Source organism: Glycocaulis albus, from assembly GCF_014639075.1.
In the GTDB taxonomy this organism is placed as follows: Bacteria; Pseudomonadota; Alphaproteobacteria; order Caulobacterales; family Maricaulaceae; genus Glycocaulis; species Glycocaulis albus.
Genome location: NZ_BMFS01000001.1, coordinates 70,192 through 85,957, shown reverse-complemented (window position 1 = coordinate 85,957; position 15,766 = coordinate 70,192). Strand labels below are relative to the sequence as shown.

The 15,766-nt window shown below is 65.3% G+C and carries 17 protein-coding genes; 9 read left to right on the top strand and 8 right to left on the bottom strand.

Annotated elements, in window-relative coordinates:
* Positions 1–4: 4 nt before the first annotated feature.
* Positions 5–1,312, top strand: a complete 1,308-nt coding sequence (locus tag IEV75_RS00440) for a bifunctional folylpolyglutamate synthase/dihydrofolate synthase (protein WP_188450579.1) — start codon at positions 5–7, stop codon at positions 1,310–1,312.
* Between the two features lie 92 nt (positions 1,313–1,404).
* A complete protein-coding gene (locus IEV75_RS00435; RefSeq protein WP_217978638.1) occupies positions 1,405–1,707 on the top strand; it encodes a DUF2061 domain-containing protein in 303 nt (100 codons plus the stop codon).
* On the opposite strand, the gene IEV75_RS00430 is transcribed toward IEV75_RS00435, so the two are convergent.
* A complete protein-coding gene (locus IEV75_RS00430) occupies positions 1,680–2,141 on the bottom strand; it encodes a thermonuclease family protein (protein WP_188450578.1) in 462 nt (153 codons plus the stop codon). The two genes, IEV75_RS00435 and IEV75_RS00430, sit on opposite strands and share 28 nt — an antisense overlap.
* A gap of 683 nt (positions 2,142–2,824) precedes the next feature.
* A complete protein-coding gene (locus tag IEV75_RS00425; RefSeq protein ID WP_188450577.1) occupies positions 2,825–3,019 on the bottom strand; it encodes a DUF1674 domain-containing protein in 195 nt (64 codons plus the stop codon).
* 79 nt (positions 3,020–3,098) lie between these two features.
* Between IEV75_RS00425 and htpX the strand changes: the two genes are divergently transcribed.
* Complete coding sequence (htpX, locus tag IEV75_RS00420) at positions 3,099–4,052, top strand: zinc metalloprotease HtpX (RefSeq protein WP_188450576.1); 954 nt, start codon at positions 3,099–3,101, stop codon at positions 4,050–4,052.
* A 173-nt stretch (positions 4,053–4,225) separates the two neighbouring features.
* Here htpX and IEV75_RS00415 read toward each other — a convergent pair whose 3' ends face one another.
* On the bottom strand, positions 4,226–4,807 hold the full coding sequence (locus tag IEV75_RS00415) for a penta-EF hand family protein (RefSeq protein WP_188450575.1): 582 nt from the start codon (positions 4,805–4,807) through the stop codon (positions 4,226–4,228).
* A 243-nt stretch (positions 4,808–5,050) separates the two neighbouring features.
* Here IEV75_RS00415 and IEV75_RS00410 point away from each other — a divergent pair, with 243 nt between their 5' ends.
* Both IEV75_RS00410 and IEV75_RS00405 read left to right on the top strand, forming a co-directional pair.
* Positions 5,051–5,401 (top strand): hypothetical protein, encoded by a 351-nt coding sequence (locus IEV75_RS00410; RefSeq protein ID WP_188450574.1) that lies wholly within the window; start codon positions 5,051–5,053, stop codon positions 5,399–5,401.
* Positions 5,398–6,858, top strand: a complete 1,461-nt coding sequence (locus tag IEV75_RS00405) for a methyl-accepting chemotaxis protein (RefSeq protein WP_188450573.1) — start codon at positions 5,398–5,400, stop codon at positions 6,856–6,858. Before IEV75_RS00410 ends, IEV75_RS00405 begins: the two co-directional genes overlap by 4 nt.
* Here the strand turns inward: IEV75_RS00405 and IEV75_RS00400 are convergent.
* The 5 genes from IEV75_RS00400 to IEV75_RS00380 all read right to left on the bottom strand — a co-directional run bounded on the left by IEV75_RS00400 (position 6,855) and on the right by IEV75_RS00380 (position 10,474).
* Complete coding sequence (locus tag IEV75_RS00400) at positions 6,855–7,346, bottom strand: hypothetical protein (protein WP_188450572.1); 492 nt, start codon at positions 7,344–7,346, stop codon at positions 6,855–6,857. The two genes, IEV75_RS00405 and IEV75_RS00400, sit on opposite strands and share 4 nt — an antisense overlap.
* A gap of 88 nt (positions 7,347–7,434) precedes the next feature.
* The gene (locus IEV75_RS00395) at positions 7,435–8,616 is read right to left on the bottom strand and encodes an SO2930 family diheme c-type cytochrome (RefSeq protein ID WP_188450571.1); all 1,182 of its coding nucleotides are present in this window, start codon (positions 8,614–8,616) and stop codon (positions 7,435–7,437) included.
* 9 nt (positions 8,617–8,625) lie between these two features.
* On the bottom strand, positions 8,626–9,858 hold the full coding sequence (locus IEV75_RS00390) for a parallel beta-helix domain-containing protein (RefSeq protein ID WP_188450920.1): 1,233 nt from the start codon (positions 9,856–9,858) through the stop codon (positions 8,626–8,628).
* A gap of 126 nt (positions 9,859–9,984) precedes the next feature.
* The gene (locus IEV75_RS00385) at positions 9,985–10,221 is read right to left on the bottom strand and encodes a hypothetical protein (protein WP_188450570.1); all 237 of its coding nucleotides are present in this window, start codon (positions 10,219–10,221) and stop codon (positions 9,985–9,987) included.
* Positions 10,222–10,255: 34 nt separating this feature from the next.
* A complete protein-coding gene (locus IEV75_RS00380; RefSeq protein ID WP_188450569.1) occupies positions 10,256–10,474 on the bottom strand; it encodes a hypothetical protein in 219 nt (72 codons plus the stop codon).
* A 148-nt stretch (positions 10,475–10,622) separates the two neighbouring features.
* On the opposite strand from IEV75_RS00380, the gene IEV75_RS00375 reads away from it, so the two are divergent.
* The 4 genes from IEV75_RS00375 (at position 10,623) to IEV75_RS00360 (ending at position 15,761) form a co-directional block, all read left to right on the top strand.
* Positions 10,623–12,626 carry a transglycosylase domain-containing protein gene (locus IEV75_RS00375; RefSeq protein WP_233351697.1) on the top strand — a complete coding sequence of 668 codons (2,004 nt, stop codon included), beginning with the start codon at positions 10,623–10,625 and terminating at the stop codon, positions 12,624–12,626.
* A gap of 70 nt (positions 12,627–12,696) precedes the next feature.
* Positions 12,697–14,241, top strand: coding sequence for an aq_1923 C-terminal domain (locus tag IEV75_RS00370; RefSeq protein WP_188450568.1), 1,545 nt, complete (start codon positions 12,697–12,699; stop codon positions 14,239–14,241).
* 66 nt (positions 14,242–14,307) lie between these two features.
* Complete coding sequence (locus IEV75_RS00365) at positions 14,308–15,051, top strand: bifunctional hydroxymethylpyrimidine kinase/phosphomethylpyrimidine kinase (protein WP_188450567.1); 744 nt, start codon at positions 14,308–14,310, stop codon at positions 15,049–15,051.
* Positions 15,048–15,761 carry a DUF429 domain-containing protein gene (locus IEV75_RS00360; protein WP_188450566.1) on the top strand — a complete coding sequence of 238 codons (714 nt, stop codon included), beginning with the start codon at positions 15,048–15,050 and terminating at the stop codon, positions 15,759–15,761. Before IEV75_RS00365 ends, IEV75_RS00360 begins: the two co-directional genes overlap by 4 nt.
* The last annotated feature ends 5 nt before the right edge of the window (positions 15,762–15,766 follow it).

Below are 15,766 nucleotides of genomic sequence, written 5' to 3'. Positions count from 1 at the left end.
TCCGATGGCCATTCCCGACGCGCTGGCCCGGCTTGCCAACCTGCATCCGGCCAGCATGGACCTCTCTCTGGACCGCTTGCGGCGCCTGCTGACGGCGCTCGGCAATCCGCAGGATCGCCTGCCGTCCACCATCCATATCGCAGGGACCAATGGCAAGGGCTCCAGCGCGGCTTTCCTCAAAGCCATGTGCGAGGCGGCCGGAGAGCGCGTCCATGTCTACACCTCACCCCATCTGGTGCGCTTTAACGAGCGCATCGTGCTGGCAGGCAAGGAGGTGGAGGACGCGCGCCTGCTGGCGGCCCTGGAACGCGTGGAGGCGGCCAATGCCGGCCAGCCGCTCACTTTCTTTGAGGCCACTACAGCCGCCGCCTTCATCCTGTTCAGCGAAACGCCTGCGGACCGGCTGATCCTGGAGGTCGGGCTGGGCGGCCGGCTGGATGCCACCAATGTCGTGGAAAATCCGGCCGTCACGCTCATTACCCCGGTCAGCTATGACCATCAGGCCTATCTCGGCGACACGCTGGAAAAGATCGCAGGCGAGAAAGCCGGCATCATCAAGCGCGGCGTGCCGTGTGTCGTGGGCCCGCAGGACGATGATGCGCGCATGGCCATCGAGCGCGCCGCATTCAGGGCCGGGGCGGTCATCACGCTTCATGATCGTGATTACCGGGCCTATGTGGAGCATGACCGGCTGGTCTATGAAGAGGAGAACCTTGTCTGGGACCTGCCCCTGCCGGGCCTCATAGGCTCACACCAGATCGCCAATGCCGCCGGCGCCATCGCAGTCGCCCGCCAGCTTGGACTGTCCGAGGAAGCGGTGCGGACGGGCCTGCCGCACGCCCGCTGGCCAGCCCGCATGCAGCGCCTGGTCGACGGCCCGCTCGCCGATATTGCCAGAGCAGGCGGCGCCGAGCTCTGGCTCGATGGCGGGCATAATCCGGCCGCAGGCGAGGTGCTGGCCCAGGTCATGGGCGAGCTGGAATCCCGTGAGGAGCGCACGCTGGTCCTGATCTGCGGCTTTTCCGCCGGGCGCGATGCAAGCGCTTTCCTCAAGCCGTTTGCCGGCCTTGCAGCCCTTGTCATTACGGTTTCGGGCTTTGCCGCACGCGAAGGCGCGATGAGCGCACAGGACGCAGCAGAGGCCGCACGCAAGGCCGGGCACCTGGTCCAGACCAGTGCTGGCCTGAGCGAGGCGGTTCACGATGCCTGCCATCTGGTGGAGCGCCCGCGCGTGATGATTTGCGGCTCGCTATATCTGGCCGGCCATGCCTTGAGTCTGGGCGGTGAGGCCCCCCTCGTCACGCCCGGCTGACGAGGCCTTGAATGGATTTGATAGAAACTATCCATTGTGCACGGCGTAATTAACGCCATATCCTGACCTGCAAGCTCGCAAGGACACTGGTCATGGCGGAATTCTTCAGAATGCTCCTGCACCGGCACGGTACCATGGAAGATGGCCGGCCGTGCGCGCCCGGCTTCCTCGCCCTGTTCCGTCCCTCGCGCAATACGGCCAAGGCCGTCACCTACGCCGTCATGCATTTGCTCGTGGCGATGACCGTGGCCTTCCTTCTGACCTGGGACTGGCGCGCTGCACTGGCCATCGGCCTGATCGAACCGGCTGTCCAGACGGTTGCCTATTATTTCCATGAAAAGGCTTGGGCCAAGGCGGAAAAGCGCCGTCAGGAACGGCTCGCCGAAGCCTCCTGAGCGGTCTCCAGCGACGATTCCAGAGAGGGGCACCAGCCCCCGCGCGCATTGTAAGGGCTCACCAGCCCCTCCACCAGCAACACCGTGCCCAGATCGCGCCCGTCCGGCAGATCCATGGCCGCGATCACCCGCCCGGCAAAACTGCCCAGCTGGACATTGCGGATGGCAATGCGGGCGCGCATCCCGCCATCCGGCGCGAGCAGCCCTTCCACAAACGCCTTTGCCCTGTGTCCGGCCTCGCGTTCGGCCTCGCATTGCACGCGGCGGATTTCAGGCGCGTCCACACCGGCCAGCCGCACCCGCGTTTCCACGCTGTGACCGGGCCAGATAAACGCACGCACCTCAATCGTATCGCCGTCAATGATACGCACGACTTCAGCCTCTATCGGGCCGGGAATGACGTGCTGCGCGGCCGCCAAAGGCGCGGTCAGCATGCTTAACAAATGATAATAGTCCGCATATAGCCACAATATCGGAATATATTCCTGATTCCAAGTATGAGGCGCTGTTCGAACTGCGCTATGTCCCTTCGCCTCGTCATTCCGGAAAGCGCGTCAGCGCTTATCCGGAACCCAGCATGTTTTTGCTCCGCAACGCGTCCGCGCTGCGGAGTCCCGCCACTGCCCGGCTTTGCGGGCATGGATGTAAAAGCTGGGTTCCAGGTCTCCCCCGGATCAAGTGCGGGGTTCGCCCGGAATGACGGGGGAAACAATCAAATCGGGTCAGGCCGGGGACGCGCCGCACTCCCAATCTATCCAACCCCTCACACGCTGCCCTTATGCTTCATGTCCCGGTTCGAGGGATGGCTGAGGTTCGCGACGGCGGCTGAAAACGATCCGGGGGCAGGTGATAGCGCCTGCCGCTCCGGGTGTCCGGCGTGTCCCCGCAAGGGGGCGCAAAAGCTGGTTCACTGTGCCCTGGTGGCGCTTAATGGGGATACGGCAACGCGTTTTTCAGCCCTGCCAGCAGCGGATAGCCCGCAGATGGGCATGAGACTTCCGCCTGAAAGTGAAAAAGCATTCCGCCCGGCATCCGGGCCATCCGCTGCGCCATCCCGCCCTTGCCGGACAAATCCGGTGAGCACGCAAACCTGTCCGCGGCCACTGGCGGAATTGCCTCAAAAATCGTGGGCGATGCCCTTTTTCTCCCAGTCGCCATAGCGCGTGGGCTCAGGTCCCTTGGGGCCGCCCAGTTCTTCGGGCAGCGTTGCCGCGCTTTCAGCCGCCTTGCGGCGCTCGGCCGCTTCGGCCAGCGCACGCTGCGCCGCAGCGCTCAACGGCCGTTTCGTCTCTTGTGAAGTGTCATCGCTCATACCAGATATCTAGTCGCCGCGCGGCCATCGTGCCAGTGCGCGGCATGCCTTGCAGCATCCATCACTGACAGGACCTCCCATGACCGCCAATACGATGCGCACTTTCATCCTGCTTGCCGCCCTGACCGGCCTGTTCGGCGCGGTGGGCTATCTCATTGGCGGGCCGGGCGGCGCCGCGATTGCGCTGGTCATTGCCGGTGCGCTGAACGTGATGGCCTGGTGGAATTCCGACAAGATGGTGCTGCGCATGCACGGCGCGCGCGAGATTACGCCCGATGAGCGCGATCCTGGGCTTCGCCGCTACGCTGAAGACACGATTGCGCTGGCTGACCGCGCAGGCATGCCGCGCCCGCGCGTCTATGTCATCGACACGCCACAGCCCAATGCCTTCGCGACCGGGCGTGACCCCAACAACGCGGCTGTCGCAGCAACTACCGGCCTGCTCTCCCGCCTGACGCGCGAGGAGGTGGCCGGGGTGATGGCCCATGAGCTGGCCCATGTGAAGAACCGTGACACGCTGACCATGACCGTGACGGCGACGCTGGCAGGCGCGATCGGCTTTCTGGCCAATTTCGCGCTGTTTTTCGGCGGCGGACGTGACCGGGGCGGGCTGATCGGCGCCATTGCGCTGGCGATTTTTGCGCCCATGGCGGCGGGCCTTGTGCAGATGGCGATATCGCGCTCGCGCGAGTATGAGGCAGACCGGGTAGGCGCCGAGATTGCGGGCAACCCGATATCGCTTGCTGCGGCACTGGAGAAGATCGAGCGCGGCGCGCGCACCACGCTGAACCCTGCCGCCGAGCGTAATCCGGCGACGGCCCATATGTTCATCATCAACCCGCTCAACGGGCAGGGTGCGGACAATCTGTTCTCCACCCACCCCTCGACCGCCAACCGCATCGCGCGCCTGCGCCAGATGGCCGGTGACGGGCGCTATCCGGGCGGGCCGTGGGGCGAGGAAGGGCCGTGGTCGCGCGGGCCTGCGGGAAGCAAGGGTCCTGACCGGTCCGGCTTTGGCGGGCCCTGGGGGTAAGACCCCGCACCCGGAACGCAAAGAGCCGCTCTTTCGAGCGGCTCTTCGGGCAAGGCGTGTGGCGGGACGCACTGCCTCGCCTGGAGTGCCGGACCCCCCGCCAGCCCGCCTCCGGGGATTGGGCGGGGAGGAGGCGGGTGACGGAGGGCCAGGCCGGTGTCAGGAACTAAACCCTATTTCCAGGGTTCGTTCTCGTCACCGTCTTCGTCGGCGTCAGATTCGAGATCCTCGGCCTGTTCTTCATTGAGGTCCTCGGTGATTTCGTCAGCGTCGGCGTCATCGTCATGGCTGACATCACCTTCACCGTAGGCGGCGTCGCTTTCGCTGTAATCGCCTTCACCGCCTTCTTCGCGGTCCTCGTCACCATACTCGTCCTTGTCGCCATGATCATCGAGCGACTTCTCGGCGGACGGCTCGTACGGGTCAGCCGGGACATCTTCCAGCTCAACCGGATCTTCCTCGGCCATGGGATCATCGGCCATCGGATCATCCATCACCGGGTCGGTGGAGTAATCGGCCTCGGCATCGCCTTGCGTGGCAACACGCCAAGCAGCGTATTCGTCTTCATCCAGACCGCCGTCGAGATCCACATCATAGAGCGTGAACTCGGCTTCGGTCGTGGCGCTGTCCAGCGCCTGGACCTCGCTCAGCGAGATGCGGCCATCACCATCGGTATCGGCCTCCTCAAACGGAGCCGCGAAAGCCATGCCGGCCAGCGCGAGAGCCGAAACGCCAGAAATCAGAAACGTCTTCATGTCTGTCATTCCTCTGTTGCGCCGGTCCGTCATTGCGGGGGAAGCGGGGGCAGACCGGCCAGACATGGGATCAATGCGATGCCCCTTCGAAACGTTCCCCGGCCCTGTGCACAAAAAATGCAGCGCGCTCGACGGCGCGCCTGAAGGGCTAACCGTTTATTAGCCAGAACAGGGGAATAGAACGGTCTTGAATTTGCGCGGAACGCGAACAGGCGCTGGCCGCAATCAGGACACCACTGCTTTATGAAGCCCGGTCAAAACAATGCAGGCTGGACCATGGCGGCGATGCTGGCGCTCGTCTGCCTTACGCCGCCAACCCTCATGTTGGCCCCGCCGTCTGGCGGCACGGTGCTGGCCATCTTCGCACCGGGAACATCGCCCACAGGCGCGCTGATGGCGGCCACCTCGGCCGGCGCACGGGCTGCAGAGCCTCTCGGCGGCGGCATGCTGATACGCGCCGACATGCCTGAAGGCGTGCCACAGGCCTCCGCCGCAGCAGCACTGCGCGCGCGCGGCGCCATATTCGTTTTTGCCCCATTGTCCGGCTGGGCCTGCAGGCCTGGCCTGTCTGCTCCAAGGGAGAGCCGTCCGTGACCCGAATTGATGCCGTAAGGGACCAGTCCCAACGTGTTCTGCTTGCCCTCTTGGGGGCGTTTACCGCCGTATACGGGCTGGCCGCCGCCCTTGTTGCCCCTGAAAAGCTGGTGGCGGGGACAATTTTCCTCCTTGTGGTGGCAGCACTGGCCTTTCTGGCCTGGCGCAGCGCGCCGCAATCGGCCTCCACGCGCATCACTATCGCGTCCGGCCTCATCGCCTTTCCGGCAGCGCTGACCTGGATGGCATCCGGCACGGCGCTGCAACTGGACATGCACATGGTGTTCTTCGCCGTGCTGGCCGCAGCGACCCTGCTGTGTGACTGGCGCGCCGTGCTGGCGGCGGCGGCGGTAACCGCCTTTCATCACCTGATACTGAATTTCGCCCTGCCCTTCGCCGTGTTTCCCGACGGCGCCAATTTCGGGCGGGTCCTGCTGCACGCCACGATAGTGGTCGTTCAGACAGGCGCGCTTGTCTGGCTCTGCCAGCGCATTACCAACGCGCTCGATAATGCCGGCATGGCCATCGCCGAAGCGCAAGCGGCCAACATGCAGGCGCGCCAGCTCGCTGATGCCGACCGGGAACGCTCCCGCGAAATCGAGGCAAGCCGTGAGGCGGTGAACACGCTGGCCGGCAGCTTTGAACGGTCTGTCGCAGACATATTGCGGGAACTGCATGACGTATCCGCCGAGATGGACCGGCTGGCCGCCGAGCTGCGCAACGATGCGGGTTTGACGCGCGAGGGCGCGCGCGAGGCCGCCGGAAAATCAGCGGAGACGTCTGCCCATTTTGAAGCCGTGGCTGCCGCCGCACAGGAGCTTTCTGCCTCCATTAGCGAAGTCTCGCGCATCATGGAGAATGCCGACACCGTATCGGCAAGGGCCACAGATGAGGCGGCGAGAGCCAGCACCTCCATGCGCGAACTGGACAAGGCCGGGCGCGAGGTTGAAACCATCGCCGGGCTGGTCGCCGACATTGCCGAGCAGACCAATTTGCTGGCGCTCAATGCGACCATCGAGGCCGCGCGGGCAGGCGAGGCAGGCAAGGGATTCGCGGTCGTTGCCAGCGAGGTCAAGGCTCTGGCCGAACAGACCTCCAGGGCTACAGCCGATATCCGGGCGCGCGTCGAGGCCATCAGCTCGGCATCGAGCGGCGCCGGTGATGCGCTGGCGCGCATTTCTCAGATAATCGAGGAAGTCCGCGCTACCTCGGCAAGCGCGCGCGGCGCCTTTGGCGAGCAATCAGGGGCTACCAGCGAGATCGCCCAGCTGGCAGAGCGAGCCGCCGCATCGACTGGCGGAATAAACGACCGTATCGCCAGCGTGAACACGGCCGCCGGGCGCACACATGACGCAGCCGACCGGTTTACCGGCTCATCCAGAGCGCTGGGTCAGGCCGCCGAGCGCCTTGATGCCGAGCTGGCAGGCTTCCGCAATGCGCTGCGCGAGGCGTCCTAGCTTACTGGCGCCGGAGTCTGGAAGGTCGAGGTGCAGGCATCGGTCAGGCGCCAGTGTCCGTCGATAAGACGGAAATGGCAGCGGGCGTGATCGCGCGCCGGCATGCCAAGGCTCGCCTCTGTCGAACCTTCAGGGTTCAACGTCTGGAAGCGGCCATTGGGGAACACATAGGATATCCGCTCGGTGGGCGATACGCTCTGCTCATAGACGCACAAGGGCGGCTGCATCAGCACGGTACGCACCGAATAATCACCCATGCGCTGGCCGAAAATCTGGTGGCGAAGGGCCGGGTCATCGCCGCGCAGCTGCCCGGCCAGTGCCGCGCTTTCCTCCGGCAGGCTGTCAGCCAGCCCGCCCGCGTGTCCGGCCACGATCTGGCCAAAGGCCATGCGTTCGGCGGCATCGGCCTCGCGGCAGGTGGGCGAGGTCGTGGCGCAGGCACTGACAGCAAGGCCTGACATGGCGGCGGCAAGGGCGAGGCGTTTCATGGCGCAGATCAACTCCGTTCGCGTGTGGCGCTGACAATGCCTCAGCGGGAGGGCTTCGCCAAGCGGGGCTTGGCACCAGCCTGGCAATTTAGCATCCGCCCGCCATCGCATCGATCCACGCCGCCACCAGGGCCACGCCTTCGCTGTGCGCCCTGCTGCGCCCGAGCTCCGGCATCATCGCGTCGGGCCGCACGGTTTCCATGCGGAAGGTGAAGATCGAGGCCTGGCTGTCGCCCGGCACGATGGAATAGCGCCGGTTACCCGTCCCGCGTCCGGCGGCGATCGGCGGCTTGCACACGCCAAAGGCTGGCCCCACAGGGTCGGAGGGCTCCAGATAGAGGCCGGAAGTGCGCGCATGTCCCGTGCGCGAATGGCAGTGCGCGCAATTGATGTCGATATAGGCGCGCGCGGCCGCTTCCAGCGCCATGCCTGACAGTGTTGTCTCGCCATGCCAGACTGCATTACGCGGCGCGCCAGCACTGGCCGGACCGCCAGTCAGAAGCCCCGCCTCGCGCCAGTGATCGAGCTGGTTGTGCTCTCCGTGCGCATAGACGTAATCGCCGTTGAGATGACGGGCGCGCGGACCGATAGGGCGCACCTGCCCGTCGGCGGCATTGGTGACGTGGCATTGGGCGCACTGGTTCACGTCCGGCACCTGATAGGATAGCGCGCCCGAGCGCCCGCCCGCCTCCAGCAGGGTCAGGTCCACAAACGCGCCTGCGCGGGCAAGGCGCGTGGAACGCTGATTATCGTTCCAGACATAGGGAATGGCCGCCCAGCCCTCTTCCCGGCGCACCAGTATGCGTGTCTCGATGACGCGTACCGCAGACAGGTCCAGCGCCGCCCCGTCGAAATGGGCATTGGGGTCCAGCTCCAGCGCGACGGTTTCAAAACCGCCGCCACCGCGCGGATAGTAGAAGGTCTTGGTGATCACCGTACCGACGGGAAAGTCGAACGTCTCGGTATCGTGCCAGATTGCGGGCGCGGCGCCTTCCGGCAGCCACACCGTCCTGAGCTTCAGTGCATAATCGGAGAAAAGCGCCGTGTTGAGCCCGTAGGGCACGACGCCCTCTGCCAGCACCAGGCGCCCGTCCTCAATGCGAAACTGGCCCCAATCCTCCAGGCGCGCCGGATTGCCGCTGGCATGGAAAACCGTTTCGGCCTCCCACGCCGCCATATCCACCGGCGCCCGCGAAGGGGGCTCTCCGGCGTCATTGCCACATGCGGCCAGCAGAAATGCCGCCGCGAGGAGGGTGAGGGCGCGTATCATCAAGCCAGCCTAGAAAGGCAGTTCCACCGCAGCGCGCGGCGCATGGCTGCAATCATGTTCGGCCGTCACGATGCGCGGATTGCCATAGCCGCCAGGGCCGTCGGCGTTCAGCACCTCGGCACCGGATACGCAGATGCGCAAATCATCGGGCAGCGTGCCATCGACCATCTTCGCCTCGTCCACATAGCCGTCCCACAGCACGTCCGGGATGCGGCCCGTGGGTCCGAACAGGGCGATACGCAAGGCCTGCAGATCCATACCGTCAGGATTGTTGCCGCCACCCTCGAACGTGTTGGAGTGGATGTGGATGCGCTCAGGGTACGGGTCGAAATCGCTTTCCACGCCGAGCTCTGAAAAGCCGGCCGAATGCAGCGAGGAGATGATCACATTGGCCGTGCGGTTACGCGCCACGCGATTATTGAAAATCTCCACATCATCATTGGAGTTCACCAGGATACCCGTACCGGCCGGCACATTGGCCACCGGCGTGCCTGCATGGCCGAAATTGCGGGTATTGTTCTCGAACACATCATTGTCGAACACCCGCGTGCCGTGGCCGGGACGGGGCAGGTTCGGCATGTTGAACACCAGAATGCCGCCCGTATTGTTGGTGGCGGTATTGCCGTAGACATCGGCGTCCATCGAGTTCTCGATCTCGATTCCCGCCACATTGTACTCGGCGCGGTTGTTGCGCACGATGATATTGTCCGACTGACCGACATAGATGCCGGCATCGGACGCCCCAATGGCCACCGATTCCTCGATCAGCACATTCGTGGTCAGCACAGGATAGATGCCATAAGCGCCGTTATCGGTGGACGCGCCGCGTGTCCATTCGGTGCGCACCCGGCGGATGATGACGTTCTCAGAGCCGGTGATTTTCAGTGCATCACCGATGGAATCCTCGATGGCCAGGTCCTCAATGGTGAAATTGTTGGCGCTGGTGACGAGAAGGCCTTCGGCGCCCGCACGCTGTCCGGCAAAGGAGAGGATCGTCTCATCCATGCCGGCGCCGCGGATCGTCACGCCATCCACATTCGCCAGTGACAGGCCGCGCTCTATAACGAACACGCCGGCAGGAATCTCGATCACGCTGCCCGGCGCGGCATCCAGCAGCGCCTCCATCAGCACGTGCTGGTATTCGCGATCTGCATCGGAAATATCGCGGGTTTCGCCACTCTGCTGGCCACAGGCCTGCAGCACGATCAGTGCGGAAAAAGCCGCCAGCCCGGCGCGCCACATAGCTCTCATCGGATTATCCTCCCCGGACATGTCATTCGTGAATGCGTGATCCGCATTTCGCTGAGTGATCAGTTTGCGAGCTAATCGCGCCAATGGAAAGGGGGTGATGGCCGTCTCGCGGGAAAGCTAGCTCCACCACCCGAAAACGAGGCCGCGAATGCTTTCAAAGCTCCACAGGCCTGCGATCATGCCGGCAAGGGCGATGAGCAATATCCAGATCCGGTAACGGCGTGTCAGACGCCAGAAACCGCGCACAGCCATCACGCTCGCCCGCCAGCCGGCAATGCGCACCGGCAGCCCGATGACCAGGCTGGCCACAAGCGCTACAGCAAATATCTGTATTTCATAAGGAATTTCTGCCATGCCCGCGCGCTCCACATAAGGCAGGCAGTGCGTCCTAGTTGCGCCCGCCTGACGGATTGATCCGGTCATCCCGCATGATGCCGCCCCCGCCGCCGGGATCGGACGGCGCACAATAGGGCCAGCTGGCCGAATTCTGTCCGCGTTCGGGGCAGACGGTTTCACCGGGCACGTTGGCGCATGCGGCCAGCAGACCGAGCGCCGTGGTGAAACCTGCAAGCAGGGCAGTGCGCCCAAAGCGCCGCGTCAAGGACATGATGAATGTGCTCCCTCAAGCTCGCGCGATGATCACCTCTCGCCTCAGCGCTGGCAAGGTGTTTTGCGTCACCGGTTACGGTTCACGGCGCCTTAACGCTGTTGGCGTTAGCTCATGACCGCCCAGTGACCAAAAATTGCGAGAGACCGTGACCCGCACCTCCATACGCGTGCCTGTCGGCAGGCACACACGCCGCCCGAAGGCCTGGATGTTGCTGGTGCGCGCGCTGGCGGCACTGGCAACAGTGACGGTCCTGCTGGCGGCCATGTATCTGGTCGCCCTTGCCCGTGACCTGCCTGACACCTCTTCGCTTGCCATAGCCCCTGCCGGCGCATCCATGACATTTCTGGACCGGCATGGGCGGGTGATCGCGCGGCGCGGGGATAGTTCCGGCACCACGATCAGCGCCGATTCCCTGCCAGAACACCTTGTCGATGCCGTGCTGGCGGTGGAAGACAGGCGCTTCTATCACCATTTCGGCATCGATCTGATCGGCACCACCCGCGCCGCACTGGCAAATTTGCGCGCCGGACGCGTGGTGCAGGGTGGCTCTACCATCACCCAGCAGCTGGCCAAGAACCTGTTCCTGACGCCAGACCGCACGATGCGGCGCAAGATGCAGGAAATGATGCTGGCCTTCTGGCTGGAAACACGTTTCACCAAGGACGAGATACTCGCCCTTTACCTGAACCGCGTCTATTTCGGCGCCGGAGCCTGGGGCGCGGAGAACGCCGCCCGCCGCTATTTCGGGCGCGGGCCGCATGAGCTGGATATTGGCGAGGCTGCCCTGCTGGCAGGCCTTCTCAAAGCCCCCTCGCGCTACTCGCCGGCCAATGACACCACCCGCGCCGCCGTGCGCGCCACCGTGGTTCTCGACCTGATGCTGGCGACGGGCCGGATCACCGAGGAAGAAAGGCTTATCGCCGCCTCCGCGCCTATCCGGGTCTCGCGCGGCTCCTCCAGCCCGGGCGCCGGCTGGTTTGCCGACTTTGCCGCCAGCGAGGCGCGCACCCTTCTGGCCCTGCATGCGCCGTCCTGGGAAGGCGATGTGGTGGTGCGCACCACGCTGGATGTGGACGCCCAGCGTGCCGCCGACGGTGCGCTGACGCGCGGGCTGGCAGACCCCGAGATTGCGCGCGGCGCCGCCAATGGCGCCATTATCGCGCTGGATGCAACCGGAGGCGTAGCCGCCATGAGTGGCGGCACTGACTATGCCCGCTCGCCCTTCAACCGGGCGACTGCCGCGCGCCGCCAGCCCGGCTCCGCCTTCAAGCCCTTCATCTATGCCTCCGCCTTCGAGGCCGGCTGGTCTCCCGCAGACCGCATGATCGACGAGCCGGTCAGCTATGGCAGCTGGTCACCGGCCAACTGGGAAAACCGCTATGAGGGCGAGATGACGCTGGAGCGCGCCTTCGCCCGCTCGTCCAACTCCATCGCGGTCCAGCTGGCCGAAGCCACCGGGCGCGCCTACACGCTGCGCCTTGCAAGGCGGCTGGGCATTGAAAGCCCGATGGAGAACACCCATTCGCTGTCGCTGGGCGCCTACGAGGTGACGCCGCTGGAACTGGCGCGTGCCTATGTGCCGTTCATGAATGGCGGGCGGGCCGCGGAAACCCATGCCGTCACCCGGCTCGAAACACCCTCCGGCGACACGCTGTGGGAACGCGGGACATCGCCGGGCCCGGTCGTTCTGGCCGAGCGGGTCGTGCGCGAAATGGACCAGCTTTTTGCTGCAACCATCAGCTACGGCACCGGCCGCTCCGCCGCCGTACCCGGGCGCGAGGTGCGCGGCAAGACCGGCACCAGCAACGCCTTCCGCGATGCCTGGTTCGCCGGGTGGGCGGACGGAATGGTCGCCGTCGTCTGGACCGGCAATGACACAAATGCTCCCACCGATGCAGGGTCGGGCGGCACCGGACCGGCCCGCATTTTCGCCTCGCTGATCGCCAATGCGCCGGTCATCGCCGCGCCTGACGGCATGCCGCGCGCTCCGGCGGCCGATCCCGACAGGCTCGCGCGCCTCCTGAGCGCGCTGGAGGACGAAAACCTTCTGACGGCATCCCCGGGCGAGCCGATGCTCCCCGAACCGTCAGACGATGACATACCGGAAGATCCGATCGCGGGATTGCTGGCAAGACTGCCGCAGGACTGAGCGTCTAGCTCTGCGGCTTTGGACGCTTTAGGCTGGCGCTTCACCCGCTATCAGCCCGGAAGCCCGTCTCATGTCCCTCTTGCGCGTCCTGCCCTCCCTGTGTCTCTCCGCCCTGCTGCTGACCGCGTGCGGAGACAGGCAGGAGGAGCGCGAGCCGCCGGCGACGCGCGTCACCACCGGTGCCGCCGCCGAGGCGGCCCGCATACTGGGACTGGAAGAGCCCGGCCGGGCGGACTGGGAGGAGCGCGACTTTGCCAATGGCATCTTCCGGTTCGAGGGCTTCACGCTGTTGCTCGCGGAACTGGAGATCGAGGAGGGCGGCGAGGACGGCCCCCGCCTCGTGCAGAGCCGGCTCACCGCCGAAATCATGGAGATCGCCGCACCGCGCCTTGAAGAGGACGCGGTGCGTTTTGACCGGCTGACACTGGAAAATGCGGTCCTCACCGATCTGGAGGGCGGCGAGACCCGCTTCGAGCGCCTCGTCATCGACCGGCCGGGCCCGGCCCTGTCACGTTCCATCGCCGCTTCCTTCACCGGCGAGACAGACAAGCTTCCCGGTCTCGCCAGTAATCTTGCCGCCTACAGTTTCCGCGAAATGTCCCTGGCGGGCCTGTCGGCAACTCTGCCTGAGGGCGATGGCACTTTGCAGGCCGCCAATATCACCTTGCGCGGGCTGGACGAAACCGGACTGGAACTGGCACGCGCCGAAAGCATCAGCTTTGACGGCCCTGCTACACGCTTCGAGATCGAAAGCGTTGAAATGGACACCGTTGGCGCGCGCTTTCTCGCCTCCCTGTTTGACGACGAGGCCGCGACCCTTCTCCAGACTGCCATTTCCGGCAACCCGGCCGATTACTACCGCAGTCTCTCTGTGACAGGCCTGTCGGGCGTGGCCAGCGGGGTGGTCTACGAGATGGACAGCTTCACTGCAGAGGTAACACCCGAAGCCGGGCGCCTGCGCACGCTCGCCTCCATGCCCGCCATGCGCCTTTCGGCCGAGCGCGGCAGCGATCCGGGCGAACATGTCCATAACGTGCTCGGTTTTCTCGGCTATGAGGAAGTGGTTCTGCGTTTCGAGACCGATACCATCTACGATCCCGAAACCGACACGATCCGGACCCAGAACAATAATCGTTTTGTCTGGGAAGACGGGCTGACCCTGTCGGCACATCAGGAAATTTCCGGTGTGCAGGCCTATGGCGATGCGGTCGCCGCCGCGCGCGCCGGCGGCACGGATGATCCTGACACGCTGGCCCGCCTTGAACGTCTGCTCCGGCTGCACCGGCTCGAAATCCGGCTGGAGGACCAGTCGCTTCTCGACCGCAGCTTTTCGGCCTATGCCCAGATGAACAACGTCACTCCGGCGCAGATGCGCGTGCAGGCCTCCGCGCTCATCGCGCTGGGGCTCTCCGCCCTGCCAGCCGAAATCCCCCGGCCTTTCATCAATGCCATCGCCCGGCCCCTGTCCGACTTTGTGCGCGATGGCGGCACGCTGGTCATCACACTTGATCCGCCAGAGCCCGTGCCACTGCCTTCGCTTGTCAGCCCCGCCGGCGAGTTCGACCTTGACCGGCTGGGCCTTGCCGTCAACGTGCAACGGCCCGAGCTGGAATAAGTCCCTTTGGACCGCAGCGCCATTATCCTGAGCTCATTGGTGGCGGGCAGCCGGGTTGGCGGCGGCGTGAGCGCCGCTGTGCTCACGCGCGCCGGATTTACGCCCGAACATGTGCCGACCGTGATTTTCGGCCGCCATCCGGGCCTGGGCGCACCTGGCGGCGGAGCTGTCCCGGACCCGGTGTTTTCCGGAGCGCTGGAGGGGCTGCTCGCCCATGGTGCCCACATCCGCGCACACGCCATATTGACCGGCTATTTCGCCAGCGCCGAACAGGTCCGCGCCGCGAGCGCCTTTATCCAGACCGCAAAGGTGGCCAACCCGGACCTCTTCGTCCTTGTCGACCCGATCTGCGGCGATGGCGTGGCCGATGGCACCGCAGGCGGGCTCTATGTGAAGCGCGAGACCGCAGAGGCCATCGCCGCCCGGCTGATCCCGCTGGCAGATCTCATCACCCCCAACGCGTTCGAGCTGGCCTTCCTGACGGGCAGGCCCGTCACTGATGCCAGCTCGGCAGAAGCCGCCGCACGCACGCTTGCAAGGCCCGTCCTCGTCACCTCCGTGCCGGACGGCCCCGGCAGGCTGCGTGTCATGATGACGGACGCGGGGGCAAGCTGCTCTGCCAGCGTCGACCGGCTGGAGGGCGTGCCGCACGGAACGGGCGATCTGCTGGCTGCGCTGGCACTCGTAGCGCACCTCCGGGGCGAGGGCGGGCAGGCCTTGTGTGATCACGTCACAAAGGCCTGTGAGCGCGTCATTCGCGTCAGCCTTGATGCTGGCAGCCATGATCTGGTGCTGGACGCGATGCCATGACAGCCCCGCAATGGGTGCTCGGCCTGGATGGCTGCAAATCCGGCTGGGTCGGGCTGCTGCTGGACATCGGCCACAGGACAGAGCCGCGATTGCGGCTGTTTCCCGCCCTGTCCGATGCTTTGAATGCTCCGGAAAAGCCCGCCATCATCGCCATCGACATTCCCATCGGGTTTGAAGACACGCCCAGCGGGCCGGCCCGCGCGTGCGAGCGTCTGGTGCGCAAGCTGCTGAAGAGCCGGGCCTCCAGCGTGTTTTCATCACCCTTGCGTGCCGCCCTCACCGCCACCACCCATGCAGAGGCCATCGCCCTGAACCGCGCTGCCGGGGGCCCCGGCCTCTCCGCACAGAGCTTTGCGTTGTTCAAAAAGCTCCGCGAAGTGGATGCAGCCCTGACCCCTGACATGAGCGCGCGTGTCTTCGAGACGCACCCGGAAGCGGGTTTTGCCCTTCTGAGCGGGTCGCCGATGGCTCACAACAAGAAGACAGCGGAGGGCCGGGCCGAACGCCTGGCTCTGCTCGCCCGCTACGCCATCCCCGCCTCTATCGTTGACCCGCACCCCTATCCCAAAACCCGCTGTGCGCCGGACGATGTACTGGACGCTGCGATGTGCGCCCTGACCGCCCGGCGCATCGCGCACGGTGAGGCGATGAGCCTGCCACCCGACCCGCCTGTGGACGCGCGCGGCCTGCCCATGCGCATTGTTCTTTGAAGCCT